Here is a 23,542-nt window from a genome sequence, read left to right on the forward strand (position 1 = left end):
TCCTCATCCTCGGCTCCGCCTCGGACCGTTGCCTGCGGCAACGTCCCTACGAACGCCTTTTGGCGTTCTCCGTGGTCCCCTCGCGCTCCCCATAACATCTTGTTTTTGCGCGTAGCGCCATAAGCTTGCGATGGTTGCAACGAACGCATTGCCTGCCGCTGCGCGGCGAAAAAACTCATGGGGTGCGCGAGGGGACCGAGTCCCCTCGCAAAGTTTTTGTTTTTTCCGGCGCCGGTCGAATTCCATTCACGCCCGACCGGCTCTAGAATGGGGCAACCGTTTCCCCGATCGCGCGACAGACCGGAGGTTCTCCATGGACGCTCTTGAAAACCTGATGACGCGCCGCAGCATCCGGCGTTTTTCCGGCGAGCCGGTCTCCGAGGCCGATGCCGCCGTCCTGTTCCGCGCCGCGATGGCGGCCCCCAGCGCGGGCAACGCCCAGCCCTGGCACTTCGTCAAGATCACCGACCGCGCCATCCTGTCGCAGTTGCCCGACATCCAGCCCCATACCCGGATGATGGCGGAGGCGGCCTTCGCCATTCTGGTGTGCGCCGACGTCACCCTGGAAAAGCACGAGGGCTTCTGGGTGCAGGATTGCAGCGCCGCGGCGATGAACATTCTGCTGGCCGCGCATGCGCTCGGCCTCGGCGCGGTGTGGTGCGGCCTGCACCCGCGCATTGCCTGGGCGGAGGGGCTTTCCCGCCTGATCAACCTGCCGCATCATATCCGCCCGCTCTGCCTGGTGGCGGTCGGCCATCCGGCGGAGCGGAAGGAACCCTCGGAGCGCTTCAAGTCCGAGCGCATCCACCTCGACCGCTGGTAGACGCGGCGTTGACAGGGACGATTCCGCAAGGCTATACCGTTACACGGAGGTGCGCCCGCACCCTCCGGGGGAGGTCTTCCTGCCGATGATCGTCATCGACAATCTGCAAAAACGCTACGGCAAGCTCGCGGCGGTGGACGGGGTCAGCCTGACCGTCGAAGCCGGGGAACTGTTCGCCTATCTCGGCCCCAACGGCGCGGGCAAATCCACCACGATCAAGATTCTCACCGGCCTCACCCGGCTGTCCGGCGGCGGCGCGAGCCTCGGCGGCGCGGACATCCGCACCGATCCGATCGGCGCGAAGCGGCAGTGCGGCGTGGTGATGCAGCACGTCAACCTCGACAACGACCTGACGCTCGCCGAGAACATGGACATCCACGGCCGCCTCTTCGGCATGGATGCGCCCTCCCGCGCGGCGCGCGCCGCGGAACTGCTGGACTACGTGGGCCTGGCGGAGCGCACCGGCAGCCTGGTCTCCACCCTTTCCGGGGGGATGAAGCGGCGGCTGATGATCGCCCGCGCGCTGATGCACCGCCCGCGCATTCTCTTCCTCGACGAGCCGACGGTGGGGTTGGACGCCGACATCCGGCGGCGCATCTGGGCGCTGATCAAGACCATCCAGGGCGAGGGGACGACGGTGTTCCTCACCACCCACTACATCGAGGAGGCGGAGTTCCTCGCCGACCGCGTCGCCTTCATCGACCGGGGGAAGATCCGCGCCCTCGACACCCCGGCGGCGCTGATGGCGCGCGTCGGCGCGTGGGCGTTCGACCGCCTTTCCGAGGGCGGCATGGACACCGAGTACTTCCCGGACCACGAAACCGCGCAACGGGCGGTGACGGCGTGCGACGGCTGCCTGACGCTGCGCCGGGTGAACCTGGAAGACGCCTTCCTCACCCTCACCGGAAAGACGGTGCGATGATGCTGCACGGCCTGGGCGCGGTCTTCCTGCGCGAGATGATCCTGCTCAAGCGGCGCTTCAAGCGCTACGTCGTCGGCGTGGCGATCTCGCCGGTGCTCTATCTGGTGGCGTTCGGCACCGCGATGGGCACGGAGGCGCGCTTCGACGGCCACACCTACCTGGAGTTCCTGCTGCCCGGCCTGGTGGCGATGACGACGATGACCCAGGCCTACGGCACCGCCACCGAGATCAACATCGCGCGCTTCTACCTCCACATCTTCGAGGAGTTCCAGTCCGCGCCGATCTCGAATGTCGCCTACGTGCTCGGCGAGGTGTTCTCCGGGATGACGCGGGCGCTGCTCGGCGTCCTGGTCATCCTCGGCCTCGGCGCGGCGTTCGGCGTCTCCCTGCACACCGGGCCGTGGTTCTGGCTGGCGGCGGCGCTCAACGCCTTCGCCTTCGCCTCGCTGGCGGTGCTGCTGGCGATGCTGGTCACCGGCCACGGCGACCAGGCGCTGCTCAATTCCTTCGTGATCACGCCGATGGCCTTCCTCGGCGGCACCTTCTTCCCGCTCGACCGCATGCCCGAGTGGGCGCAGGGGTTGCTCTATGCGCTGCCGCTCACCCACGCCTCCCAGGCGATCCGCGCCGACGCCTTCGGCCAGCCGGCGCTGTGGGCGCATTTCGCGGTGCTTGCCGCGGTGGGCGTGGCGGTGTTCGCCGCCGCGCTGGTCAGCGTCGGCCGCGCACGGGACTGAATCCGCCGCGCTATATCGTAACATTCTTGACTCTCCGCTGCGCCGCGTCGTAATCGGGGGTCTCATGCTGCGCAAGGCGAGGGAGGAGACATGCTGGTGCGGAATTTCTTCGGACTGGTGGACCTGCACCGCGACGAAAAGTTCGTCTCCCTGCGCTTCCGCGCTCCGTTCAAGGTGATCTCCACCTCCGCCGCCGAGGGCGGCCTGCGCGAGGGCCTGGACCTGGTGTTCAATCACCAGTCCTGCGAGCCGCGCTTCCACACCATGCCCGCGCTCCTGGCCGCGCACCGCAAGGCGGCGCGCTATTCGGCGGAGATGATGAAGCGCCACGGCCTCGCGGGCAGCCGCGCCGCCGGGCTCGGCACCGCCGCCGAGATGAACAACCTCTGCATCGCGGAGGAGAGCTACCGCGAACTCACCGTGGCGGCGCTCGCCACCGGCGGCGTGGAGACCAACGCGGCGCGCGCCGGAGACCCCGCCTCCTATTACGAATACAACGGCGCGTTCGAGAAGCGCGGCGGCATCGGGCCGGAAAAGCCGGGCACGATCAACGTCATCGTGCTGGTCAACACGCCGCTGGCGGAGGGCGCCCTGGTGCGCGCGGTGATGACCGCGACCGAGGGCAAGACCGCGGCGTTGCAGGAGCTTTCGGTTCCGTCGCGGCAGTCCGCCGGGCTCGCCACCGGCACCGGCACCGACCAGATCGCCATCGCCGCCCCGGTTTCCGGCGCTGCGCCGCTCACCTCCGCCGGGCACCACAGCGCGCTGGGGGAGCTGATCGGCCGCACCGTGCGCGACGCGGTGAAGCAGACGCTCGCCTTCCAGAACCGCCTCACCGCGGCGTCCCAGGGCTCGGTGGGCCGCCTGCTGGAACGCTTCGGCATGGATGCGGACGGGTTCGCCGCCGCGCTGGCGGAGGTTCTGCCCGCGGGCGTGGCGGCGCTCGCCGCCGACAACCGCGAGACCATCGACCGCGAACCCCTCACCGTCGCCGGGGTGGCGGCGCTCGCCCATGTGCGCGACCAGGTGACCTGGGGGATGCTGCCGCCGCTGTGCTGGCGCGAGGCGGCGGTGGATCACGGCGCGCTGATCGCCTCCGCCGCGGCGGGGCAGCCCGCGCGGATGGCGGACTTCCGCGAAGCCCTGGCGCAGGCGGTGGCGGAAACCGGCCGCGACGACCTGCCCTTCATTGCGGTGCGCGCCGTCGCGCTCGGCTATGCGGAGAAATGGCGCGCCACCGAGGCGATGCTGGCCGCGGTGGCGGCGGAGGAAAGCGCGGAGGCGGCGCAGTGAGGCGCTTCGCCTTCCTCGCTTTGGCCGCGGGGCTGCTCGCCTCCGGCGCGGCGGCGGCGAAGCCGCGGGTGATGTCCCTCGACCTCTGTTCCGACCAGTTGCTGTTGGCGCTCGCCGAGCCGGAGCAGATCGTCTCGGTCACCGCCACGGCGCTGCGGCCCTCGGTCTCGGCCTATGCGGAGCGCGCCCGCGCGCTCGGCGTGGCGGTCAACCACGGCGCGGCGGAAGAGGCGGTGCGCCTCGCCCCGGAGATGATCTTCGCCGGGCGCTGGAGCGGCCGCGGCGCGGACGCCCTGCGCCGGATGGGCCTGCCGGTGCTGCGCTTCCCGCCGCCCACCTCGGTGGACGCGGTGATCGGGGAGTTGCGCCGCGCCGGGCAGGCGCTGGAACAGCCGGAGGCGGCGGAACGCGCGGTCGCCGCCATCCTCGCGGCGCAGGCGCGCATGCCCGACTTCGCCGATGCGCCGGGGGTGGTGCTCTACCTGCCCGGCGGCTACGGCTACGGCGGCGGCACCCTGGTCTCCGACATGCTGCGCCTCGCCCGCATGCGCAACCTGCTGGCGGAGGCGGGCCGCAGCGGATTCGCCCGCATCGATCTGGAGCACCTGGTGCTGATGCGCCCCGATCTGGTGCTGGTGGGCGAGGCGGAAGGCGGCCCCGCGCCGCGCCTCTCCGCCGGGCTGATGCGCCACCCGGCGCTGCGCCATGCGGCGGAAGGGGCGCAGCGCATGGTCTTTCCCCCCGCGCTCTGGGTATGCGGCGGCGCGCAGACGGCGGCGGCGTTGGATTACCTGCGCACCCACCGCCCCGCCGGGAACTGACGGCAAGGGGGCGGGGCGGGTTTTCATCGCCCGCCCCATGCACTACACTCGGTCCCCACGAGCGGCAAAGAACAGGGGACATCATGATGATCGTGGCGGTGGTGAACACCAAGGGCGGCAGCGGCAAGACCACCGTGGCGACCCACCTTGCGGCGCATTTCGCGCGGCGCGGCCTCGCCACCGGACTCGCCGACCTCGACCGCCAGCAGTCCTCGGCGGGCTGGCTGGCGCGGCGGCCCTACACCCTGCCCGCAATCCACCCGGTGGATCTGGAGACCGGCAAGCCGCCGAAGGAGATCGCCCGCCTGGTGGTGGACGCGCCCGCCGCGCTGAAGCGCAAGGCGGTGGCCGACGTGGTGGAGGCCGCCGACGTGCTGGTCATCCCGGTGCTGCCGTCGATCTTCGACGAGGACGGCACCCTGCGCTTCCTCAAGCACCTGGAGACGATCAAGCCGGTGAAGAAGGGCAAGCGCGACATCTGCTTCGTCGCCAACCGGGTGAAGCTGCGCACCCGCGCCGCCGAGCGCCTGGACGCCTTCCTCGCCGAACTCACCTATCCGGTGATGGCGCGGCTGCGCGATACCCAGTCCTACGCCAACCTCGCGGTGGAGGGGGGCAGCCTGTTCGACGCGCAGACCGCACGGCTGGCGGACTACCGCGCCGAATGGCAGCCGCTGCTCGACTACCTCGACAACTGCGCGCCGTAAAACCGAAACTTGCGGAGATCGAAGCCGGCCGCCGAAGGCGGCGGGAATGCCCGGTGGGCGTTCCCGAGGCGGAAATGGCCCCGCGCAGAGGTTTAGTGGAACTTCTGCGCCGGCAGGTCCGCGATGGCGCGGTCCACCAGGGCGCCCGCCTGCTTGGCGGAGAGCTTTTCCGCCATCACCTGCGATGCGGCGGCCACCGCCACGTCCACCGCGACGTGCCGGACCTCGCGCTTCGCGGCGTCCTCGGCCGCGGCGATGCGCTCCATCGCCTGGCGCTCGGCCGCGGCGACGCGGTGCTCGAGCTCCGCCGCCGCCTGCTCGCGCAGCTTGGCGGCCTCGTTCTTCGCCCGGGCGATGATCTCCTGGGATTCCTGCAGGGCGTCGCGCTGCTTGCGCTGGTATTCGGCAAGCAGGGCCTGCGCCTCGTCGCGGATGCGCCGCGCGCTCTCCAGCCGCTCGCGGATGGCGATGCCGCGCGCGTCCAGCATGGCGCAGACCTTGGCGTAGGCGGTCTTGAGGAAGATCGCGATGATGGTGAGGAAGCCCATCGCCACCCAGAAGTGCTCGTCCTGATAGAACGGCATGCTGCCATGGCCGCCGTGCTCGGCGGCGTATGCGACGGAAATCAGCCAGCCGTTCATATCCCGCGCTCCTTGGCAATCGCTTCGACCACCGGGGCGAGGCCCTCGGCATCGGCCTTCACTCCGGCGATGCGCTCGACGATGGCGGCGGCCACCTCGGCGGCGATGCCGCCGACCTCGGCCATCGCCTCGCGATGCGCGGCGTGGATGTGCTCCTCGCTTTCGGTGATCTTTGCCGAAAGCTGTTCCTCGAGCTTCTTGTGCCGGGCGGCGGCCTCCGCGGCGTTGGCGTCCATCACCCGGGAGATCTCCGCCTGGGCGGCGGAGCGGGCTTCGGCCAGAGCCTTCTCGTAGGCGGCGATCGCCGCCTCGGTTTCGGATTTCAGGCGCTCCGCCATGTCGAGATCGTCGGAGATGCGCTTCTGGCGTTCTTCCAGAATGTCGCCGACGCGCGGCAGGGCGACCTTCGACATCAGCACGTAGAGCGTGATGAAGGTGACCGCCAGCCAGAACAGCTGGGAAGCAAATGATGTAGGATCGAACTGTGGCATGGGCTGGCGTGCTCCCGGGCCTGAAACCTAAGCCTTCGAGGTTCGGCGAAATCGGCTTCCGCCCCGGGAACCGCCCCGGCAGCCGATGCACCGGGGCGATGGAGCGGAAAACGGAGTCCCCGCCGAGGCGGTTTCCCGTCGGCGGGGCGGATGGGCGCGCCTCAGGCGAACAGCGTGATCAGCGCGATGACCAGGGCGTACAGACCGATCGCTTCCGTCACCGCGAAGCCGACCCAGCCGTAGAGGTCCACGCTCGGCTTGCAGGCCGGGTTGCGGCCGACGGTCTTGATCAGCGTCGCCCAGATGTAGCCGACCATGATGGCCGACGCGGCGAGACCGATGTTGGCCATGCCGGCACCGATAAACTTTGCAGCTTGCGCGTCCATATGTCCTATTCCTTTCCAATCGACAAGAGACCCGACCTCGGGCCCCGCCACGCGGCGGGGTCCTCAAGGCACCTCAGTGCAGGTGAAGGGCATCGTGCAGGTAGATGCAACTCAACACCGTGAAAATGTACGCTTGCAGGCAGGCGATACCGAGTTCCAGAACGCCCAGGCCGACGATCCCGGCGAACGGGATGAAGCCGAAGACCCCCAGCGCGGCGATGAAGCTCGCCACCACCGCCAGCATGATGTGCCCGACCAGCATGTTGGCGGTCAGACGGACGGAGAGGCTGAAGGCGCGGGCGAAGTAGGAGAACACCTCGATCGGCACGATGATGACCGCGGTGAGCGGCGGCGCGCCGCTCGGCAGGAAGGTGTTCAGGAAGCCGATGCCGTGCTTGGCGAAGCCGACCACCGTGACCATGGCGATGACGCCCAGCGCCATCGCGCCGTTGACGATGATGTGGCTGGTGTAGGTGAAGCTGTAGGGCGTCTGCCCCAGCACGTTGCCGCACAGCACGAACATGAAGATCGAGAAGATCATCGGGAAGTACTTGCGCCCCGCATCGCCGACGTTCTCCTTGAGCATGCCGGCGACGAATTCGTAGAGCATCTCGGCGAGAGACTGCAGGCGGCCGGGAATCAGCGCCCGCTTGCTCATCGCGGCGGAGAGGAACACCGTGGACACCACGACGGCGGCGACCATGTAGAGCGCGGAATTGGAGAAGGAAATATCGATCCCACCGACGTGAATCGGCACGATCGGACGGACCTCGAACTGTTCAAGCGCGTTGATGGCCATCGAAACGTCTTTCCTTCGTTATACCTTGCGCGGACGACCGTAGCGATGATCGCCGCCCCGCACAACCCCCGGGAGGAAGCCGGAACCGGCTGCCGTCCGTTACTCGTCTTCGCGCGCGCGGCCGTCTCCCGGTTTCCCGGCAGCCGTCCGCTTCCCCGGGGGCGGCCCCAACACGGTGTCGGCCCCCCGTACGACGCGGTAAACGGTCAGAACGCCCGACGCGAACCCAACCCCCAATCCGATCATCAGCCCCCAAGGCGAGGACCCCCAGTGGTCGTCCGCCGCCCATCCCAACGCGCCCCCGAGGCCGACGCTGACCACCAGATCGGTGGTCACGCGTAAACCCAGGCCCAGCAGGCTGTGCATACCCCCCGGTTTCGGGGCCTGGCCGTCTTGCGACAGCCCGGCCTCGGCACGTGCCTCCCGGACGCGGGACCCCAGTTCCGCCAGCTTATGGGAGAGATCCTGATCTTTCGGTTCCGTCATGCGCCGTCGCCCCACTGTCCGATCCGTCCGCCGCGCCGCCGAAACGGGCGTCGTCATCGACATCAAACCGGGCCGTCGCAGCCGTGAAACCGCGTGATCCCCCAAAACCGGCGGTATTCCGCCACGAAAGCGCACGAACCATAGTGTTTGCACCTTGCACTGTCAAGGTGGAAAACCGTTCCCACGGTGCCTCGTTGCGGGAGTTAAAACTCAATGAATTCATACCAATGAAGGCTGTTCGCGGAGAGTTTCGGCGACCTTGAGATCGACCGAGACGAGTTGCGAGACGCCGCGTTCCGCCATGGTGACGCCGAACAGGCGGTCCATGCGGGCCATGGTCATGCGGTGGTGGGTGATCACCAGGAAGCGCGTTTCGCGGTCCGCCGCCATTTCTGCGAGCAAAAGACAGAAGCGATCGACGTTGGCGTCGTCCAAGGGCGCGTCCACCTCGTCGAGGATGCAGATCGGCGCCGGATTGCTGCGGAACACCGCGAACAGCAGGGCCAGCGCGGTGAGCGCCTGCTCGCCGCCGGAGAGCAGGGAAAGCAGTTGCAGCCGCTTGCCCGGCGGACTCGCCATGATCTCCAGTCCCGCGGCCAGCGGGTCGTCGTTCTCGATCAGGCTGAGGTAGGCGCGGCCGCCGCCGAACAGCACGGTGAAGATCTCCTGGAAGGCGCGGTTGACCGTCTCGAAGCTCTGCTGCAACCGCGCCTGGCCCTCGCGGTTGAGTTCCGCGATACCCTGGCGCAGCCGCGCGATGGCGGAGAGCAGGTCGGTGCGCTCGGTCTCCAGGCCCTCGATCTGCTTGCCCACGTCCTCGGCCTCGATCTCGGCGCGCAGGTTGACCGGCCCCAGGCGCTCGCGCTCCGCGGCGCGGCGCTCGGCGCGCTCGGAAATCTCGGCGGAGCCCATCTCGGCGAAGCGCGCATCGGCGACGATGCCGCCGATCGCGCAGTTGAGGTATTCGCGGCAGCGCGCCTCGATCTCGCGGCAGGCCTGGTCGCGGCGTTCCAGCGCCGCTTCGGCGCGCACCCGGTCCTCGCGGCTGGACGCCGCGGCGCGGTCCGCCTCCTTGAGGCGCGCATCGGCGGCGCGCAGGGCGGAATCCCGCACCGCCAGTGCGTCGTCGGCGGCGCGGCGCGCCGCCTCGGCGGCTTCCAGGTCGGCGGAGAGCGAGGCGCGCCGCTCCGCCAGAACCTGAGGCCGGGCGCGCAGGGACTCGCGCTCGGTCTCCGCTTCGGCGAGGCGGGAGGCCAGAGAGGCGCGGTAGTCGCGGGCGGCGGTTTCGCGTTCCGTCCAGGCGCGGTCCTCGTCGGCGAGGGAGTTCAGCCGTCCGGCGCGCATCTCGGTTTCGCGGCGGTCGGCGTCGCGCGCCGCGCGTGCGTTGAGGGTGCGGGAACGCGCCGCATCGGCGGCGGCGCGGGCCGCCGTGGCGGCGGCCTGCAATGCGGGAAGGGTGGATTCGCCGCCGTCCTCGGATGCGGCGGCGAGCGCCGCCTCCGCCTCCGCCCGCTCCACCGCCAGGGACTGGCGCGAATCGGCGAAGTGTTGCAGGCGGTCCTCCGCGTCGTCGTTTTCGCGGCGCAGGCGGTCGCGCGCCGCGCGCGCCTCTCCCGCCCTCGCCTCGGCGGCGCGCGCCGCGTCGCGCGCGGCGCGTTCGGCGGTCTCGGCGGCGGCGGCGGCCCCGGCGGCGGCGGCGCGGGCGGCCTCCGCCGCGGCGCGGGCATCGGCGAGGCGCGGCAGGCCGCCCTGCATCCCGCGCAGGCGGTTGCCCTGCTCCAGGCGCTTCGCCGCGGCGGAGGGCGCGCCGGGGCGCACGACGAATCCGTCCCAGCGCCACAGCCCGCCGTCGGCGGAAACCAGGCACTGGCCGGGGGAAAGCCTGGGCGCCAGCGCGTCGCCGGTGGCCGCATCGGGCGCCAGGAAGGCAAGCGAGAGCCGCCGCGCCAGGGCGGCGGGGGCGGAAACCCGGGCGGCGAGCGCGGGCAGCTCCGCGGGCGGCGCGGGCGGCGCGGCGAGCGGCGGATAGACCCGCCAGGCGCGCGGCGGCTTCGTCCCGCCGTCGTCCTCCGGCGCGTCGGCGCCATGGTCGAGAAGCGCGGCGGCGGCGGCCTCGAACCCCGCCTCGGCGCGCACCCGGTCGAGCACCGGCGCGCCCGCCGCGCCGGTATCGGCGGAGAGCACCGCCTCCAGGGCTTCGACCTCGGCGGCGAGGCGGCGGTGCGCCGCATCGGCTGCGGCGAACGCCTCGGCGCTCGCGGTGCGTTCCGCCGCGGCGCGGGCGCGGGCGGCCTCCGCCGCGTCGCGCGCCTCCTGCGCGGCCTCGGAGGCCGCCTCCGCCTCCGCCGCGGCGGTCTCCGCGCCGCGCATCGTCTCCGGCGGCACGCATTTCGCCTGCGCCGCGGCGATCTGCACCTCGATCTGCCGTTCCCGCGCGAGAACACGGGCGAGCGCCGCCTCCGCATCGTCGCGGCGGCGGGTCGCCGCCTTGATCGTCGCCTCGGTCTCGGCGAGGCGCGTCGTCGCCGCGGCGAGTTCGGCCTCGGCGGCGGCCAGCGCCGCCTCCGCTTCGTCCGCCTGGGCCTGCAAGGCGGCGCTCGCCGCCGGGGCGGCCTCCGCCGCCGCGGTCAGGCGGGCGCGCTCCGCCGCGATCTCCCCGCGCCGCCGCGCCGCATCGGCGCACTGCGCATCCGCCCGCGCGATGTCCCCGGCAACCTGGGCCAGCCGTTCCGCATTGCCGCGCGTCGCCCGCTCCAGGCGGCGTTCCTCGTCCTCCAGGGCCTCGCGCGCCATGGCGAAGCGTTGCAACGCCGCGTTCGCCGCATTCGCCGCCTCGCGCGCCGGGTCCACCGCGGCGAAGGCCTCCGCCTGCAACGTCGAGGCGGCTGCTGCTGCGGCGGCGGCGGCGGCCACCGCCGCTTCCGCCTCGGCGAGCGCGGCGCGCGCCTCCTCCCGCGCCGCCACCGCCTCGTCCCAGTTGCGGCGGGTGAGCGCGATTTCAAGCGCCCGGATATCCTCGGAAAGGGTGCGGTAGCGCACCGCCTGCCGCGCCTGGCGGTCCAGTCCCTGCTTCTGCGCGGTCAGCGCGTTGAGCACGTCGTCGAGGCGGGTGAGGTTGTTCTCCGCGGCGCGCAGGCGCAGTTCCGCCTCGTGGCGGCGCGAATAGAGGCCGGAAATTCCCGCCGCCTCCTCCAGCAGCGCGCGGCGCTCCGCCGGCGCGGCGGCGATCAGCGCGCCGATGCGTCCCTGCGAGACGATGGCGGTGGAGCGCGCGCCGGTGGCCGCATCGGCGAACAGGAGCTGCACGTCGCGGGCGCGCACCTCCTTGCCGTTGACGCGGTAGTTGGAGCCGCAGCCGCGCTCGATGCGGCGGCTGACCTCCAGTTCGTCGGCGGTGTTGAGGTGCGTGGGGGCGGTGCGGGCGCGGTTGTCGAGGGTCAGCGTCACCTCGGCGACGTTGCGCGCCGGGCGCTCGCGGCTGCCGGCGAAGATCACGTCGTCCATCTCGCCGCCGCGCATCTGCCGGGCGGAGGTTTCCCCCATCGCCCAGCGCATCGCCTCGACGAGATTGGACTTGCCGCAGCCGTTCGGGCCGACCACTCCGGTCAGCCCCGGTTCGACCAGGAGTTCCGTCGGCTCGACGAAGGATTTGAAACCGGAGAGGCGCAGCTTGGTGAACTGGATCATCCGGCGATTATGCCCGGTTGATCGGCGCTGCCAAGAGGGGTTTGCGATAACCGCGCGTCAGGACTTGCGTTTTGCCTCCGCCTCGGCGGCCTCGATCGCCGCCGCCAGGTCCTTGCGCGGGCTGTTGGCGGCGACCCTGTGGCCGTTGATGACGAGAGTCGGGGTCGAATCGACGCCGTAGTCCTTTTCCGCCTTTTCCCGCTGGTCCATCAGCGCCTGGAACAGTTCCTTGTCGGCCAGCGCGGTCTCCACCGCCTTGGCCGACATCCCGGCGAGGGCGGCGAGCTGGGTCAGCGCCTCGCGCGGGTTCTGCGCGGCGGCCCAGTGCCGCTGCTCGGAGAACAGCGCCTCGGAAAGCGCGGCGGCGGTCGCCTTCGGCGCGCTGTGCACCAGCATCGAGGCGGCCATCGCCACGCCGTCCAGCGGAAAGTCGGAAAACACCATGCGGGCGCGGCCGGTGTCCACATAGGTTTTGACCAGCCAGGGCCGCGTCTCGATGTGGAAGGTGGCGCAGTGCGGGCAGGTGTAGGAGGAGTATTCGAGGATCGTCACCGGCGCGCCGTCGCGCCCCAGGCTGAGATCGGCGAGGCGGGCGGGCCCGGCGGCGCGCGCGGCGCGCGGCAGCAGGCAAAGCGCGGCGGACGCCGCGGAGGCGGCAAGCAGGGAACGGCGGGTCAGCGGCACGAAGCAACTCCTCGAAAGATGCGCGACGTCCCAACAGATAAAGCGCCGATCGCGCCCTGTCATCCCCCCGCGCGGTTTCCGGCGCGGAGGGAGCGGCCGAGGGCCTCCAGCGCGGCGCGCAGGTCCGGGTCGTCGATGCCCGCCACCAGGGCCGCCTCCTCCGCCGAAAGCGGCGGCGGGTCGGGCGGCGGCGGCTTCGGCGCGGGCGGCGGCGGCAGGGTGCCGGGGGCGATCTTCAGCTTTCCCACCGCGTCGAAACCGAAATAGCCGTTGATGCGGGCGCACAGCTCCGGTTCCTGATGCTTCAGCAGCGTGGCGAAGGCGGAGGAGGCGACCCGCAGATGCAACACCGGCGGCCCGCCGTCGCGCGGCTTCGCCAGCCGCACCGGGCGGCACAGCGCCGCAGTCTCCGGCCCGGCCACCGCCTCCCAACGGGTCAACAGATCCGCCTCGACGAACCCCCTGCGCCCGATCATCGGACGCACCACCGCCGCGGCGGCCATCCCCAAGGGATGCGGCCGCCTGCGGCGCCTCGGCGGCGCAGGAACAGGCGCGGTCGGCTTCTTCATGCCTGCATCATAGGCGCGAAGGCGAAAAAGCCAAAACTTTGCGAGGGGACTCGGTCCCCTCGCGCACCCCCTAACTTTTAGCTTTTGCGCGTAGCGCGATAGAGCCATCACGCCGCGTGAGGATTGATAGCCGCTACGCGGCGGAAAACTTATGGGGTCAAGGGGTCCGCGGCCCCTTGCGGGTCCGGGCGGAGCCCGGCCTGGTTTTTCCCATCCTTGACGCCACGGCCCCGCCGGGGCATCTGAGAGCGATGCCGGATGTTCTCGCCGCCCTGCCTGCCGCGCCCGCCGTTTTGGCGGCGCGGCTGCTTGCCTGGTACGACGCCGGGCACCGCGCGTTGCCGTGGCGGCCGGAGGCGGGGGCGCTGGGCGACCCCTACCGCGTGTGGCTGTCCGAGGTGATGCTGCAACAGACCACGGTGGCCGCGGTGATCCCCTATTTCGAAAAGTTCCTGGCGTCCTGGCCGACGCTGGCGGAGCTTGCCGCCGCCGAGGATGCGGCGGTGATGGCCGCGTGGGCGGGGTTGGGTTACTACAGCCGGGCGCGCAACCTGCTCGCCTGCGCCCGCGCCGTGGCGGCGGAACACGGCGGGCGCTTCCCCGATACGGAGGAAGGCTTGCGCGCCCTGCCGGGGGTGGGGCCGTACACCGCCGCCGCTGTCGCCGCCATCGCCTTCGGCCGCCGCGCCGCCGCGGTGGACGGCAATGTGGAGCGCATCCTCGCCCGCCTGACCGACGACGCCACGCCCTTGCCCGCGTTCAAGCCCGCCGCGCGCGCCCTCGGCCTCGCGCTGGTTCCGGCGGAACGGCCCGGCGACTTCGCCCAGGCGGCGATCGACCTCGGCGCGCTGGTCTGCCGCCCGCGCGAACCGGACTGCCTGCTCTGCCCGTGGCGCGATGTCTGCCGTGCCCGCGCCGCGGGCACCATCTCCCAGCGCCCGCTGCGCCCGCCCAAGGCGGAGAAGCCGCACCGCCGCGGAACCGCCTTCTGGGTCGAGCGCGATGGCTGCGTCTGGCTGGTGCGCCGCCCGGCCAAGGGGCTGCTCGGCGGCATGGCCGCCTTCCCCTGCACCGAATGGTCCGCCGACCCGCCGCCCGCCGCGCTGCCTCCAGGCTGGGCCGCCACGCCGCTCAATGCCACGGTGCGCCACGTCTTCACTCACTTCTCCCTCGACCTCGCGGTGGTCAAACTCAGTCCCCCGCCACAGGCAGACCCCGCCACGGCCTTCGGTCCCGGCGCATGGGTGCCGATGGAAAAAATCGACGGCCTGCCCACGGTGATGGAGAAGGTGCGTGCCGCCGCTATGGGGAAAAACAAAACGTTGCGAGGGGACTCGGTCCCCTCGCGCACCCCATAACTTCTTTATTTTCGCGCGTAGCGCGATGAGACCATCGCGCGGCGTGACAGTCGATTGCCGCTTCGCGGCGAGAAAAAAGTCATGGGGTCTGGGGCCTGCGGCCCCGGCGGGGTCCGGGGGCGGAGCCCCGGCCTGTTTTTTACGCCAACCCCGCCAGTTCCGAGCGGATGCGCTGGCGCAGCAGGTCGATGGAGAGCCACTCGTTGCGGTTCTTGAAGTACCAGAAGGTCCAGCCGTTGCATGCGGGCAGGCCCTGCACGGCGGCGGCGACCTGGTGGATGGAGCCGCGGGTATCGGCGGCGATCAGGGTGCCGTCGGCGCGCACCTTGGCGGTGTAGCGCTGCCGCACGTCGGCGAGCATTTCGCCGGGGGCGAGGAGGCCGCGTTCCAGCACCGTGCCGAAGGGGACGCGCGGTTCCTGTTTCTTGTTGAACAGCTTGATCGATTCGAGGTCGGCCACCGGCTCGACCGCGCGGATGCGGTCCAGCGCGCCCGCGATGTAGGTGCGGTCCATCTCGAAGCCGATGAAGCGGCGGCCGAGGCGCTTCGCCGCCGCGCCGGTGGTTCCGGTGCCGAAGAACGGATCGACGATGGTGTCGCCGGGCTTGGTCGCGGCGAGGATGATGCGGTAGAGCAGGGCCTCGGGCTTCTGCGTCGGGTGGAGCTTCGCGCCGTCGCCGTCCTTCAGGCGCTCGCCCCCGGTGCACAGGGGGAGCAGCCAGTCGCTGCGCATTTGCAGGCCCTCGTTGAGGTCCTTCAGCGCCTCGTAGTTGAAGGTGTAGCGCGCGTCCTTGTCCTTGGCGCACCAGATCAGGGTTTCGTGGGCGTTGGTGAAGCGGGTGCCCTTGAAGTTCGGCATCGGGTTGGACTTGCGCCAGACGATGTCGTTGAGGATCCAGTAGCCGAGGTTCTGCAGCGTCGCGCCGACGCGGAAGATGTTGTGGTAGCTGCCGATCACCCACAGGGTGCCGTCGTCCTTGAGGATGCGGCGCGCCGCCTTCAGCCAGTCGGCGGTGAAGCGGTCGTAGGCGGCGAAGCTTTCGAAGCGGTCCCAGGCGTCGTCCACGCCGTCTACGCGGGAGTTGTCGGGGCGCAGCAGCTCGCCGCCCAACTGCATGTTGTAGGGCGGGTCGGCGAACACCATGTCCACCGATTTCTCGGGCATGGCGTTCATCAAGGCGATGCAATCCCCCTGATAGACGGTATCCGGCGCGAAGGTCATCATCGCCGCACCATGCCGGTTTGCCGAGTCGCCGTCAAGAGTCCTTGTGAGTCAGCAGCTTGCGGATCGGCGCGAAGGACTTGCGGTGATGCTCGGTGATGCCGTTTGTCAAGAGACCGGCCTGATGCTCCGCGGTGCCGTACCCGGCGTTGCGGCACCACCCATAGTTGGGAAAGTCCGCATCCAGCCCCAACATGATGCGGTCGCGCGCCACCTTGGCGATGATCGAGGCGGCGGCGATGGAGGCGCATTTCGCGTCGCCCTTGACGATGGCGGTGGCCGGGCAGGGCAGGCCGGGGGGCGCCTTGTCGCCGTCGATGAGGGCGTGCGCGGGGAGAATCTCCAGTTTCTCGACGGCGCGCCGCATCGCCAGGAAGGTCGCCTGGAGGATGTTGAGGGCGTCGATTTCCGCCACCGAGGCCTCGCCGGTGGCCCAGGCGACGCCGGGGCAGGCGATCAGCGCGGCGGAAAGGGTTTCGCGGCGGCGGGCGGAGAGCGCCTTGGAATCGGCGAGCGCGGCGAGCAGATCGGCGGGCACGCGGGCGCGGTCGAGGATCACCGCGGCGGCGAGCACCGGCCCGGCCCAGGGGCCGCGGCCGACCTCGTCGATCCCCGCGGCCGGGGCGGCGCAGGCGTCTTCGAAAGTGAAATCCGGCATGGGCCTCAGCGGTTCAGGAAGGGCCCGTCGGGCCGCGCCGCGAGGCGCGCCTCCAGGCGGTCGAGCGAAGTATAGACCGGCCAGCGGCCCGAGGCCACGGCGTCCAGGGACGGGGTGTCCTGGTTCAGCCGCAGGCGGTAGATCCAGAGGTTGGCCATGATCCGCTCGATGAAGTGCCGGGTCTCGCGGGAGGCGAGGGATTCGATGAACAGCAGCGGGTCGTCGCCCGCCTTGGCCTTGCGGCTCCACGCGGCGAGGTTGCCCGGCCCGCCGTTGTAGGCGACCGCGAGGAAGAACAGGTTGCCGCCGATATAGGGCTCGGCGAGCAGGTGGTTGAGGTAGCGCTGGCCGAGCGCCAGGTTGATCCCGGGGTCGAAGAGGATGTCGCGGTTGCGCGCCTCGCGCGAGATGAAGCGCGCGGTGGCGGGCATCAGCTGCATCAGGCCGCGCGCCCCGGCGTGGCTTTTGGCGTTGGGGTCGAAGCCGGATTCCTGCCGCGCGAAGGCGTAGACCAGGGCGCGGTCGAGGGTCCAGCCGCCGTCGGGGGTCCAGTTGGGCACCGGGTAGCGGGCGTTGTCGTAGATCACCCCCTCGCGGCGCTGCATCTCGGCGGAGAGGCGGATCGACAGCCCGGCGAGCCCCCCGGCCCCGGCGACGGCGACGATCGCCTGCTGCGTCGGCGGATCGACGGCGGGGAAGAGGCGGCGCAGTTCCGCCTCGGCGTAGGCGTCCTCGCCCACCTGCATCAGCGCCAGCGCGCGGCGGCCGCCGTCGTACTGCGCCACGGTGTCGCGGTCGGCGCGGGACATCGTCTCCGCATCCCAGCCGAAGCCGATGGGCAGGCCGAGGGAGCGCCGCGCGATCAGGCCGTAGAAGGTGCGCCCGTGGTCGGCGGCGAGCGAGAGCCAGGCGTTGACCGCCTGCGGCCTGCGGGCGTGCAGCGCGGCGCGCGCCGCCCACACGCCGCCCGCGGCCTGCATCCACGGGTCGGCGGAGGCGGACTCGGCGACGATGCCGAAAAAGCCTTCCGCCGCGGCGAAGCGCTTTTCCCGCCAGTTGGCGAGGCCTGCGGTCCACGCCGCCTGGGGGGCGCGCGCCGCGGAGCGGGCGGCGGCGGGTTCGGCCCAGGCGCGGGCGAGGTCGTCCTGGCCGTCGAGGAAATAGGAGAAGCCGAGCGCGCCGCGCAGGCGGTCGTAGTCGGTGTGGGTGAGCAGGCGGGGCAGCGGCGTGTCGGTGAGGATGCGCTTGGCGGTGAGCGTCGCCCCGGCGCGCAGGGCGCGGCGGAACTTGCGGGCGAGGCCGTTGGCGGCGTCGGCGTCGTGGCGGGAGAGGCGGGAGAGCGAGAGGCCGCGCAGCCACAGCTCGCCGCCGTCGATGCCGCCGCGGCCGCGCAGGCTGCGCGCGTCCTCGGCCTCGGGCACCGGGGTGGCGCGGGGGGAGCGCGCCTTCGCCAGGCGGTGGATCGCCGCGGCGTCGGGGTGGTCGGCATAGGATTCCAGCCACTGCCGCAGTTCCTCGCCGGAGCTGGTGTAGCGGGTGGGGTGGAGATAGCGCTGCGCCAGCACGGCGCCGAGCAGCACGTCGTCGGAGAGGCGTTCGATCAGGGCGTCGGCGTCGCGCCAGTGTCCGCCGCGCTGCAACGTAAAGATGCGGCGGTAGAGCGCGGCGTCGGCGGCCCCCAGCCCGCCGTCGAGCGGCTCGTCGGCGAGTTCGGAGGACGGCGCGGCGAAACCCGAAGGAGAATCGGCGGCCCGTCCCGCACCCGGAACGAGGGAGAAGGCGAGGGCGATGGTTCCGGCCAGCACGCGGACGCGCCGGCTCAGGCGCATCTTGGTGGGCGTCAACTCAAGGGTCCCCCTCTTGGGTCGGAAAGCGGATGCGTCGGCTCGTCTGCGAGAGTACCGGCCCGCGCCCCCCGGCGCAAGCGCCGGGGTGTGACGGCGATCACTATCGCGGTTCGGCTGCGGCGCCGATGCGTGCCTTGAGGCCGAGGAGGTCGCGCCACACCGCCGCCTTGCTCGACGGGTTGCGCAGCAGGAAGGCGGGGTGGAAGGTGGGCAGGGCGGCGATCTCGCCCCCGGGGCGGGAAAGGCCGTGCCAGCGGCCGCGCAGGCGGGTGATGCCGTCGTGGCTGTCGAGCAGCGCGGCGGCGGCGGAGCCGCCGAGCAGCAGGATCGCCCGGGGCGCGACGAGGTCGATGGCGCGCAGCACGAAGGGCAGGCAGAGGGCGATCTCCTCCGGCGTCGGGTTGCGGTTGCCGGGCGGACGCCACGGCACGACGTTGGTGATGTAGACCGCCTCGCGCGGCCAGCCGATGGAGGCGAGCATCTTGTCCAGCAATTGGCCCGCACGGCCGACGAAGGGTATGCCGGAGCGGTCCTCGTCCGCCCCCGGGGCCTCGCCGATCACCATCAGGCGGGCGTCCGCCGGGCCGGTGCCGAACACCGTGCGGGTGGCGGTGCGGCGCAACAGGCAGGCGTCGAACGCCTCCAGCCGGGCGCGCAGCTCTTCCAGCGTCGCGGCCCCCTCCGGCGGCAGGGCGGTTGCGCGGCGCGGCGCGGCGGGCGCGGCAGCGGGCTCTTCGCGCAGGCGCGGCTGCGGCGGCGGCGGCGCGGGCGGCGGCGCGGTGCGGTCCACCGGGTCCTCGCCCACCGCGATGTCCACCCCGGCGGCGGCATACCAGCGCAGCACCGCGGCCGCGTCGAAAGGCGCGGCGGCGGCGGGTTCGGGCGTGCGGGACTCTGTCATGGGCCGCATGCTAGCATGCGGACTTGGCGGCTGCCAGCGCGTGACGGCCCGCTGGCAGGCGCGCGCGTCTGTGCTATAACTGCGGTCCGCCGCGCCCGACGGGCGCAGGGGTTTGTTTTTGCAAGGACGTTGCCGGGATGGGTGGTGCGGACACCGAACGCGAGGAGATGGAGTTCGACGTGCTGGTCGTCGGCGGCGGCCCGGCGGGCCTGGCCGCGGCGATCCGCCTGCGGCAGAAGGCTGCCGCGGCGGGGCGCGCGCTTTCCGTCTGCGTCGTCGAGAAGGGTTCGGAGATCGGCGCGCACATCCTTTCCGGCGCGGTGATCGAGACCCGGGCGCTGGACGAGCTGATCCCGGACTGGAAAGCCAGGGGCGCGCCGGTGGGCACGCCGGTCTCCGAGGACCGCTTCCTCTTCCTCACCGAAACCCGCGCGCTGCCCCTGCCGACGCCGCCGACGATGCACAACGCGGGCAACACCGTGGCGAGCCTCGGCAATCTCTGCCGCTGGCTGGCGCAGCAGGCGGAGGAACTGGGGGCCGACGTCTTCCCCGGATTCGCCGCCGCCGCGCCGCTGGTCGAGGACGGCCGCGTCGTCGGCGTCGCCACCGGCGACATGGGGCTTTTGGCCGATGGGCAGCCGGGGCCGAGCTTCCAGCCCGGGGCGAACCTGCGCGCCCGCGTCACCCTGGTGGCGGAGGGCTGCCGCGGCTCCCTGGCGGAGGAGCTGATCGCCCGCTACCGCCTGGATGCGGGCAGGCAGCCGCAGACCTACGGCCTCGGCGTCAAGGAACTGTGGGACATCGACCCGGCGCGCCACAAGCCGGGCCTGGTGGTGCACAGCGTCGGCTGGCCGCTTTCCGCCGACGTCTACGGCGGCTCCTTCGTCTATCATGCGGAGGCCGGGCAGGTGGCGATCGGCTTCGTCGTCGGCCTGGACTACCGCAATCCCTACCTTTCGCCGTTCGAGGAATTCCAGCGCTTCAAGACCCACCCGGCGATCCGCGGCATGCTGGAGGGCGGCAAGCGCGTCGGCTTCGGCGCGCGGGCGCTCGCCGAGGGCGGCTGGCAGGCGCTGCCGAAGCTCACCTTCCCCGGCGGCGCGCTGATCGGCGACTGCGCGGGCTTCGTCAACGTGCCGAAGGTGAAGGGCACCCACACCGCGATGATGAGCGGCATCCTCGCCGCCGACGCGGCGTTCGCCGCGCTCGCCGCCGCGCCGGAGGATGCGCGCGGCGTGACGCCGGAGCGCTATCCGATGCTGGTGGAGGACTCCTGGATCGCCGCGGAGCTGAAGGCGGTGCGCAACATCCGCCCGGCGTTCCGCTGGGGGTTGTGGGGCGGCATGGCGTATGCCGCGCTCGATGCCTATGTCTTGCGGGGGATGGCGCCCTGGACGCTCGGCCACCATGCCGACAACGAATGCCTGATCCCGGCGCGAAAGGCGCGCCCCATCGCCTATCCGAAACCCGACGGGGTGCTCACCTTCGACCGCGCGTCGTCGGTCTACCTCGCCAACACCACCCACGACGAGGCGCAGCCGGTGCATCTGCGCCTGGCCGATCAGGAGGTTCCCGTTGCCCACAACCTGGCGGTTTTCGACGGTCCGGAGGAGCGCTATTGCCCGGTCGGCGTCTACGAGTTCGACCGCGGCGAAACGCCGCGCCTGCGCATCAACGCCTCCAACTGCGTGCACTGCAAAACCTGCGACATCAAGGACCCCCGCCGCAACATCCGCTGGACGGTGCCGGAAGGCGGCAGCGGCCCGAATTATCCCAACATGTGAGGCGGTGCGGACGGCGATGGCGAAACATGTGCGTCTGTGGCGGGGACTGGCCTTCGGCGGCGCGCTGATCCTCGCGGGCTGCGCGGCGGCCGACAGCGGCGCGAAGGATTCCGTCTCCGTTCCCGCGGCGGCGGAGTCCGGAAGCGGCGGTTTCGGCGCGTACCTGGCGGCGCACGCGGCGCGCCTGCGCGACGACGTGGGCGGCGCCTCGGACCATCTGTCGCGCACCCTGGAAAGCGATCCCGGCAATCTCGAGGTGCTGCGCCTTTCGCTGGTCTACGCCACCGCCGACGGCCGCTTCGACGCCGCGGCGTCGGCGGCGCGCGCCATCGCCGCGGCCAAGCCCGGCGACATCATGGCGGGCTACGTTCTGGCGGCGGAGGCGGCGCGCGGCGGCGACTGGGCGGCGGCGGACGCGCGGCTCGCGGCGATTCCGGAAAACAACCTCAACGCCCTGCTCGGCCCGCTCCTGAAGGCCTGGGTGGCGGCGGGCCGGGGCGATGCCGGCGGCGCGCTCGCGCGCCTTGCGCCGCTCGCCGCGAAAAAGGCGTTCCTGCCGGTGCACGATTTCCACGCCGCGCTGATCTGCGACCTCGCCGGGCGCGACGCGCAGGCGGAAGGCTTCTACGAAAAGACCCTGGCGGGCGAGGGCGGCCGCTCCATCCACGCATTGCAGGCGGCGGGCCGATTCTTCAACCGCACCGGCAAGCCGGCGCGCACCGCGGCGCTGCTGGCGGCCTACGCCGCCGAACACGGCGAGGCGGCGCTCACCGAGGCGCTGCGCCTCCGCCTGGTGGAGAAGAAGGCGGCGGAGCGAGTGGCCCCGAACGCGGCGGCGGGCATGGGCGAGGCGTTCTTCAGCGTCTCCTCCTCGCTCACCAACACCGACACCTGGGAGGTCACCCTGGCGCTGGGGCAGCTTGCGCTGCGCCTCGACCCCGGTCTCGACCTGGCGCGGGTGCTGGTGGGCGAGCTGTTCGAGGGGCACGAAGACTACGCGCGCGCCAATGCCGCCTATGCGGCGATCGCCGCGGACTCCGTGGTCGCCTATTCGGTGCGCCTGCGCATCGCCAAGAACCTGGAGCGCATGGAGCGCCGGGACGAGGCGGCGCGCGAACTCACCGGCCTCGCCGCGGCCTTTCCGGCGCGGCCGGAACCCCTGATCGAACTCGGCGATCTCTACCGCGGCCAGTCGCGCTATGCCGAGGCGGTCGCCGCCTACGACGGCGCGATGACCCGCATCCCGAAGCTCGACAAGCGTCACTGGGTGCTGTTCTACACCCGCGGCATCTCGCTCGAACGCTCCAACCAATGGCCGCGCGCCGAGGCCGACTTCCTCGCCGCGCTGAAGCTCGAGCCGGAGCAGCCGCTGGTGCTCAACTACCTCGGCTATTCCTGGCTCGACAAGGGCATGCACCTCGACGAGGCGCAGCAGATGATCGAGAAGGCGGTGGCGCAGCGGCCGCGCGACGGCTACATCGTCGATAGCCTGGGCTGGGCGCACTACCAGCGCGGCAACTACGCCGCGGCGGTGAAGCACCTGGAGCAGGCGGTGGTGCTGGTGGCCGACGACCCGACGATCAACGACCACCTGGGCGACGCCTACTGGCGGGTCGGGCGGCGGCTGGAGGCGCGCTACCAGTGGCAGCGCGCGCTCACCCTCGACCCCGAAGACAAGCAGGCCGAGGAACTGCGCGGCAAGCTCGCGAACGGCCTGCCGCCGACGCTGCAACCCTGAAGACGGACCGGCCCTCGCGATGACCTATCCTCCTCCCCCTCCGCGCGCGCACTCCCCCGGCCAGGCCTTCGAGACCGAGGCCCCGGCCAAGCTCAACCTCTATCTCCACGTGCTGGCGCGGCGGCCCGACGGCTACCACGACCTCGCCAGCCTGGTCGCCTTCGCCGACCTCGCCGACACCGTGCACGCCGCCCCGGCGGCGGCGTTCGGCTTCGCCGCCACCGGGCCGATGGCCGCGGCGCTCGGCGAGGATATGGAGGCCAACCTCTGCGTCCGCGCCGCGCGCGGCCTCGCCGCCCTGCTCGGGCGCGAGCCCGCGGTGGCGCTCACCCTGGTGAAGCGCCTGCCGGTGGCTTCCGGCATCGGCGGCGGCTCGGCGGATGCGGCGGCGACGCTGCGCGTGCTCACCCGCTTCTGGGGGGCGGAGCCGGAGGGACTGGCCGAGCTTGCCGCCTCTCTCGGCGCCGACGTTCCGGCGTGCCTGCGCGGCGTCGCCGCCGAGATCTTCTCCATCGGCGAGGAGGTGCGCCCGGTGCCGCCGCTCCCCGCCGCCGCGGTGGTGCTGGTCAACCCCGGCGTGCCCTTGCCCACCGCGCGGGTGTTCCGCGAGTGGGGCGGCCCCGGCACGCCGCCGCCGCCATGGCTCGCCCCGCCGCACGCCGCGGCGCTCGCCGCCAGCCTGATGAAGCGGCGCAACGACCTGACCGAGGCGGCGCTGAAGCAGGTGCCGGAAATCGCCGAGGTGCTCGCCGCGCTGTCGGCGCGGCCCGACTGCCTGCTCGCGCGGATGTCGGGCTCGGGGGCCACCTGCTTCGGCCTGTTCGAGAACGCTGACGTGGCCGCCGCGGCGGCGGAGGTGATGCAGGCGACGCACCCCACCTGGTGGGTGCGCGCCGCCCGCCTGCTGGAGTCGCCCCCCGCGGTGCGCCTCGCCGGGGCGGAGCCGCCCGCGGCCTGAGGGGCCTTGTCTCCCCGCGCGAAGTAGCGT

The 23,542-nt window shown here is 71.8% G+C and carries 22 protein-coding genes; 10 read left to right on the forward strand and 12 right to left on the reverse strand.

Going from position 1 to position 23,542, the window contains the following annotated elements:
* The first annotated feature begins 313 nt into the window (after positions 1–313).
* The 6 genes from O7R11_RS07605 to O7R11_RS07630 all read left to right on the forward strand — a co-directional run bounded on the left by O7R11_RS07605 (position 314) and on the right by O7R11_RS07630 (position 5,303).
* A complete protein-coding gene (locus O7R11_RS07605) occupies positions 314–823 on the forward strand; it encodes a nitroreductase family protein (RefSeq protein ID WP_337996905.1) in 510 nt (169 codons plus the stop codon).
* Between the two features lie 85 nt (positions 824–908).
* Positions 909–1,745 carry an ABC transporter ATP-binding protein gene (locus O7R11_RS07610; RefSeq protein ID WP_337996906.1) on the forward strand — a complete coding sequence of 279 codons (837 nt, stop codon included), beginning with the start codon at positions 909–911 and terminating at the stop codon, positions 1,743–1,745.
* Positions 1,742–2,482 (forward strand): ABC transporter permease, encoded by a 741-nt coding sequence (locus O7R11_RS07615; protein ID WP_337996907.1) that lies wholly within the window; start codon positions 1,742–1,744, stop codon positions 2,480–2,482. Before O7R11_RS07610 ends, O7R11_RS07615 begins: the two co-directional genes overlap by 4 nt.
* Before the next feature lie 90 nt (positions 2,483–2,572).
* On the forward strand, positions 2,573–3,775 hold the full coding sequence (locus O7R11_RS07620; RefSeq protein ID WP_337996908.1) for an adenosylcobinamide amidohydrolase: 1,203 nt from the start codon (positions 2,573–2,575) through the stop codon (positions 3,773–3,775).
* Positions 3,772–4,596, forward strand: a complete 825-nt coding sequence (locus tag O7R11_RS07625) for an ABC transporter substrate-binding protein (protein WP_337996909.1) — start codon at positions 3,772–3,774, stop codon at positions 4,594–4,596. Before O7R11_RS07620 ends, O7R11_RS07625 begins: the two co-directional genes overlap by 4 nt.
* A gap of 83 nt (positions 4,597–4,679) precedes the next feature.
* A complete protein-coding gene (locus O7R11_RS07630; protein WP_337996910.1) occupies positions 4,680–5,303 on the forward strand; it encodes a nucleotide-binding protein in 624 nt (207 codons plus the stop codon).
* 92 nt (positions 5,304–5,395) lie between these two features.
* On the opposite strand, the gene O7R11_RS07635 is transcribed toward O7R11_RS07630, so the two are convergent.
* The 8 genes from O7R11_RS07635 to O7R11_RS07670 form a co-directional block, all read right to left on the reverse strand.
* Positions 5,396–5,932 (reverse strand): F0F1 ATP synthase subunit B family protein, encoded by a 537-nt coding sequence (locus tag O7R11_RS07635; protein WP_337996943.1) that lies wholly within the window; start codon positions 5,930–5,932, stop codon positions 5,396–5,398.
* A gap of 8 nt (positions 5,933–5,940) precedes the next feature.
* Positions 5,941–6,435 (reverse strand): F0F1 ATP synthase subunit B family protein, encoded by a 495-nt coding sequence (locus O7R11_RS07640; protein WP_337996911.1) that lies wholly within the window; start codon positions 6,433–6,435, stop codon positions 5,941–5,943.
* 161 nt (positions 6,436–6,596) lie between these two features.
* Positions 6,597–6,821 carry an ATP synthase subunit C family protein gene (locus O7R11_RS07645; protein WP_337996912.1) on the reverse strand — a complete coding sequence of 75 codons (225 nt, stop codon included), beginning with the start codon at positions 6,819–6,821 and terminating at the stop codon, positions 6,597–6,599.
* Between the two features lie 73 nt (positions 6,822–6,894).
* Complete coding sequence (locus O7R11_RS07650) at positions 6,895–7,620, reverse strand: F0F1 ATP synthase subunit A (protein ID WP_337996913.1); 726 nt, start codon at positions 7,618–7,620, stop codon at positions 6,895–6,897.
* A gap of 99 nt (positions 7,621–7,719) precedes the next feature.
* The gene (locus O7R11_RS07655) at positions 7,720–8,106 is read right to left on the reverse strand and encodes an AtpZ/AtpI family protein (protein WP_337996914.1); all 387 of its coding nucleotides are present in this window, start codon (positions 8,104–8,106) and stop codon (positions 7,720–7,722) included.
* A 219-nt stretch (positions 8,107–8,325) separates the two neighbouring features.
* Positions 8,326–11,793 carry a chromosome segregation SMC family protein gene (locus O7R11_RS07660; RefSeq protein WP_337996915.1) on the reverse strand — a complete coding sequence of 1,156 codons (3,468 nt, stop codon included), beginning with the start codon at positions 11,791–11,793 and terminating at the stop codon, positions 8,326–8,328.
* A gap of 57 nt (positions 11,794–11,850) precedes the next feature.
* Positions 11,851–12,477: a thioredoxin domain-containing protein gene (locus tag O7R11_RS07665; RefSeq protein WP_337996916.1), complete on the reverse strand. Its 627-nt coding sequence runs from the start codon at positions 12,475–12,477 to the stop codon at positions 11,851–11,853.
* 59 nt (positions 12,478–12,536) lie between these two features.
* A complete protein-coding gene (locus O7R11_RS07670) occupies positions 12,537–12,980 on the reverse strand; it encodes a DUF721 domain-containing protein (RefSeq protein ID WP_337996944.1) in 444 nt (147 codons plus the stop codon).
* A gap of 317 nt (positions 12,981–13,297) precedes the next feature.
* Between O7R11_RS07670 and O7R11_RS07675 the strand changes: the two genes are divergently transcribed.
* Positions 13,298–14,404 carry an A/G-specific adenine glycosylase gene (locus O7R11_RS07675; protein ID WP_337996917.1) on the forward strand — a complete coding sequence of 369 codons (1,107 nt, stop codon included), beginning with the start codon at positions 13,298–13,300 and terminating at the stop codon, positions 14,402–14,404.
* A 139-nt stretch (positions 14,405–14,543) separates the two neighbouring features.
* Here the strand turns inward: O7R11_RS07675 and O7R11_RS07680 are convergent, their stop codons facing one another.
* The 4 genes from O7R11_RS07680 to O7R11_RS07695 all read right to left on the reverse strand — a co-directional run bounded on the left by O7R11_RS07680 (position 14,544) and on the right by O7R11_RS07695 (position 19,032).
* Complete coding sequence (locus O7R11_RS07680) at positions 14,544–15,626, reverse strand: site-specific DNA-methyltransferase (RefSeq protein WP_337996945.1); 1,083 nt, start codon at positions 15,624–15,626, stop codon at positions 14,544–14,546.
* Between the two features lie 34 nt (positions 15,627–15,660).
* On the reverse strand, positions 15,661–16,284 hold the full coding sequence (locus tag O7R11_RS07685; protein ID WP_337996918.1) for a ribonuclease HII: 624 nt from the start codon (positions 16,282–16,284) through the stop codon (positions 15,661–15,663).
* Positions 16,285–16,289: 5 nt separating this feature from the next.
* Positions 16,290–18,128 (reverse strand): lytic transglycosylase domain-containing protein, encoded by a 1,839-nt coding sequence (locus O7R11_RS07690; RefSeq protein WP_337996919.1) that lies wholly within the window; start codon positions 18,126–18,128, stop codon positions 16,290–16,292.
* Positions 18,129–18,231: 103 nt separating this feature from the next.
* Complete coding sequence (locus O7R11_RS07695) at positions 18,232–19,032, reverse strand: uracil-DNA glycosylase (RefSeq protein WP_337996920.1); 801 nt, start codon at positions 19,030–19,032, stop codon at positions 18,232–18,234.
* 137 nt (positions 19,033–19,169) lie between these two features.
* Between O7R11_RS07695 and O7R11_RS07700 the strand changes: the two genes are divergently transcribed.
* The 3 genes from O7R11_RS07700 to O7R11_RS07710 are packed head-to-tail and all read left to right on the forward strand — an operon-like array spanning position 19,170 to position 23,512.
* On the forward strand, positions 19,170–20,816 hold the full coding sequence (locus O7R11_RS07700) for an electron transfer flavoprotein-ubiquinone oxidoreductase (RefSeq protein WP_337996921.1): 1,647 nt from the start codon (positions 19,170–19,172) through the stop codon (positions 20,814–20,816).
* Positions 20,817–20,832: 16 nt separating this feature from the next.
* Positions 20,833–22,554: a tetratricopeptide repeat protein gene (locus tag O7R11_RS07705; protein WP_337996922.1), complete on the forward strand. Its 1,722-nt coding sequence runs from the start codon at positions 20,833–20,835 to the stop codon at positions 22,552–22,554.
* 19 nt (positions 22,555–22,573) lie between these two features.
* On the forward strand, positions 22,574–23,512 hold the full coding sequence (locus tag O7R11_RS07710) for a 4-(cytidine 5'-diphospho)-2-C-methyl-D-erythritol kinase (protein ID WP_337996923.1): 939 nt from the start codon (positions 22,574–22,576) through the stop codon (positions 23,510–23,512).
* The last annotated feature ends 30 nt before the right edge of the window (positions 23,513–23,542 follow it).

It is taken from the genome of Oleispirillum naphthae, from assembly GCA_027864655.1.
Lineage (GTDB): Bacteria > Pseudomonadota > Alphaproteobacteria > Rhodospirillales > Rhodospirillaceae > Oleispirillum > Oleispirillum naphthae.

What these genes read in the sequence shown, in the direction of transcription:
- O7R11_RS07620 (WP_337996908.1), top strand. Translation starts at nt 2,573, where the DNA reads ATGCTGGTGCGGAATTTCTTCGGACTGGTGGACCTGCACCGCGACGAA.
- O7R11_RS07695 (WP_337996920.1), bottom strand. Translation starts at nt 19,032, where the DNA reads ATGACAGAGTCCCGCACGCCCGAACCCGCCGCCGCCGCGCCTTTCGAC.
- O7R11_RS07660 (WP_337996915.1), bottom strand. Translation starts at nt 11,793, where the DNA reads ATGATCCAGTTCACCAAGCTGCGCCTCTCCGGTTTCAAATCCTTCGTC.
- O7R11_RS07680 (WP_337996945.1), bottom strand. Translation starts at nt 15,626, where the DNA reads ATGACCTTCGCGCCGGATACCGTCTATCAGGGGGATTGCATCGCCTTG.
- O7R11_RS07645 (WP_337996912.1), bottom strand. Translation starts at nt 6,821, where the DNA reads ATGGACGCGCAAGCTGCAAAGTTTATCGGTGCCGGCATGGCCAACATC.
- O7R11_RS07630 (WP_337996910.1), top strand. Translation starts at nt 4,680, where the DNA reads ATGATGATCGTGGCGGTGGTGAACACCAAGGGCGGCAGCGGCAAGACC.
- O7R11_RS07675 (WP_337996917.1), top strand. Translation starts at nt 13,298, where the DNA reads ATGCCGGATGTTCTCGCCGCCCTGCCTGCCGCGCCCGCCGTTTTGGCG.
- O7R11_RS07710 (WP_337996923.1), top strand. Translation starts at nt 22,574, where the DNA reads ATGACCTATCCTCCTCCCCCTCCGCGCGCGCACTCCCCCGGCCAGGCC.
- O7R11_RS07650 (WP_337996913.1), bottom strand. Translation starts at nt 7,620, where the DNA reads ATGGCCATCAACGCGCTTGAACAGTTCGAGGTCCGTCCGATCGTGCCG.
- O7R11_RS07700 (WP_337996921.1), top strand. Translation starts at nt 19,170, where the DNA reads ATGGGTGGTGCGGACACCGAACGCGAGGAGATGGAGTTCGACGTGCTG.
- O7R11_RS07705 (WP_337996922.1), top strand. Translation starts at nt 20,833, where the DNA reads ATGGCGAAACATGTGCGTCTGTGGCGGGGACTGGCCTTCGGCGGCGCG.
- O7R11_RS07605 (WP_337996905.1), top strand. Translation starts at nt 314, where the DNA reads ATGGACGCTCTTGAAAACCTGATGACGCGCCGCAGCATCCGGCGTTTT.
- O7R11_RS07615 (WP_337996907.1), top strand. Translation starts at nt 1,742, where the DNA reads ATGATGCTGCACGGCCTGGGCGCGGTCTTCCTGCGCGAGATGATCCTG.
- O7R11_RS07670 (WP_337996944.1), bottom strand. Translation starts at nt 12,980, where the DNA reads ATGGCCGCCGCGGCGGTGGTGCGTCCGATGATCGGGCGCAGGGGGTTC.
- O7R11_RS07640 (WP_337996911.1), bottom strand. Translation starts at nt 6,435, where the DNA reads ATGCCACAGTTCGATCCTACATCATTTGCTTCCCAGCTGTTCTGGCTG.
- O7R11_RS07610 (WP_337996906.1), top strand. Translation starts at nt 909, where the DNA reads ATGATCGTCATCGACAATCTGCAAAAACGCTACGGCAAGCTCGCGGCG.
- O7R11_RS07655 (WP_337996914.1), bottom strand. Translation starts at nt 8,106, where the DNA reads ATGACGGAACCGAAAGATCAGGATCTCTCCCATAAGCTGGCGGAACTG.
- O7R11_RS07685 (WP_337996918.1), bottom strand. Translation starts at nt 16,284, where the DNA reads ATGCCGGATTTCACTTTCGAAGACGCCTGCGCCGCCCCGGCCGCGGGG.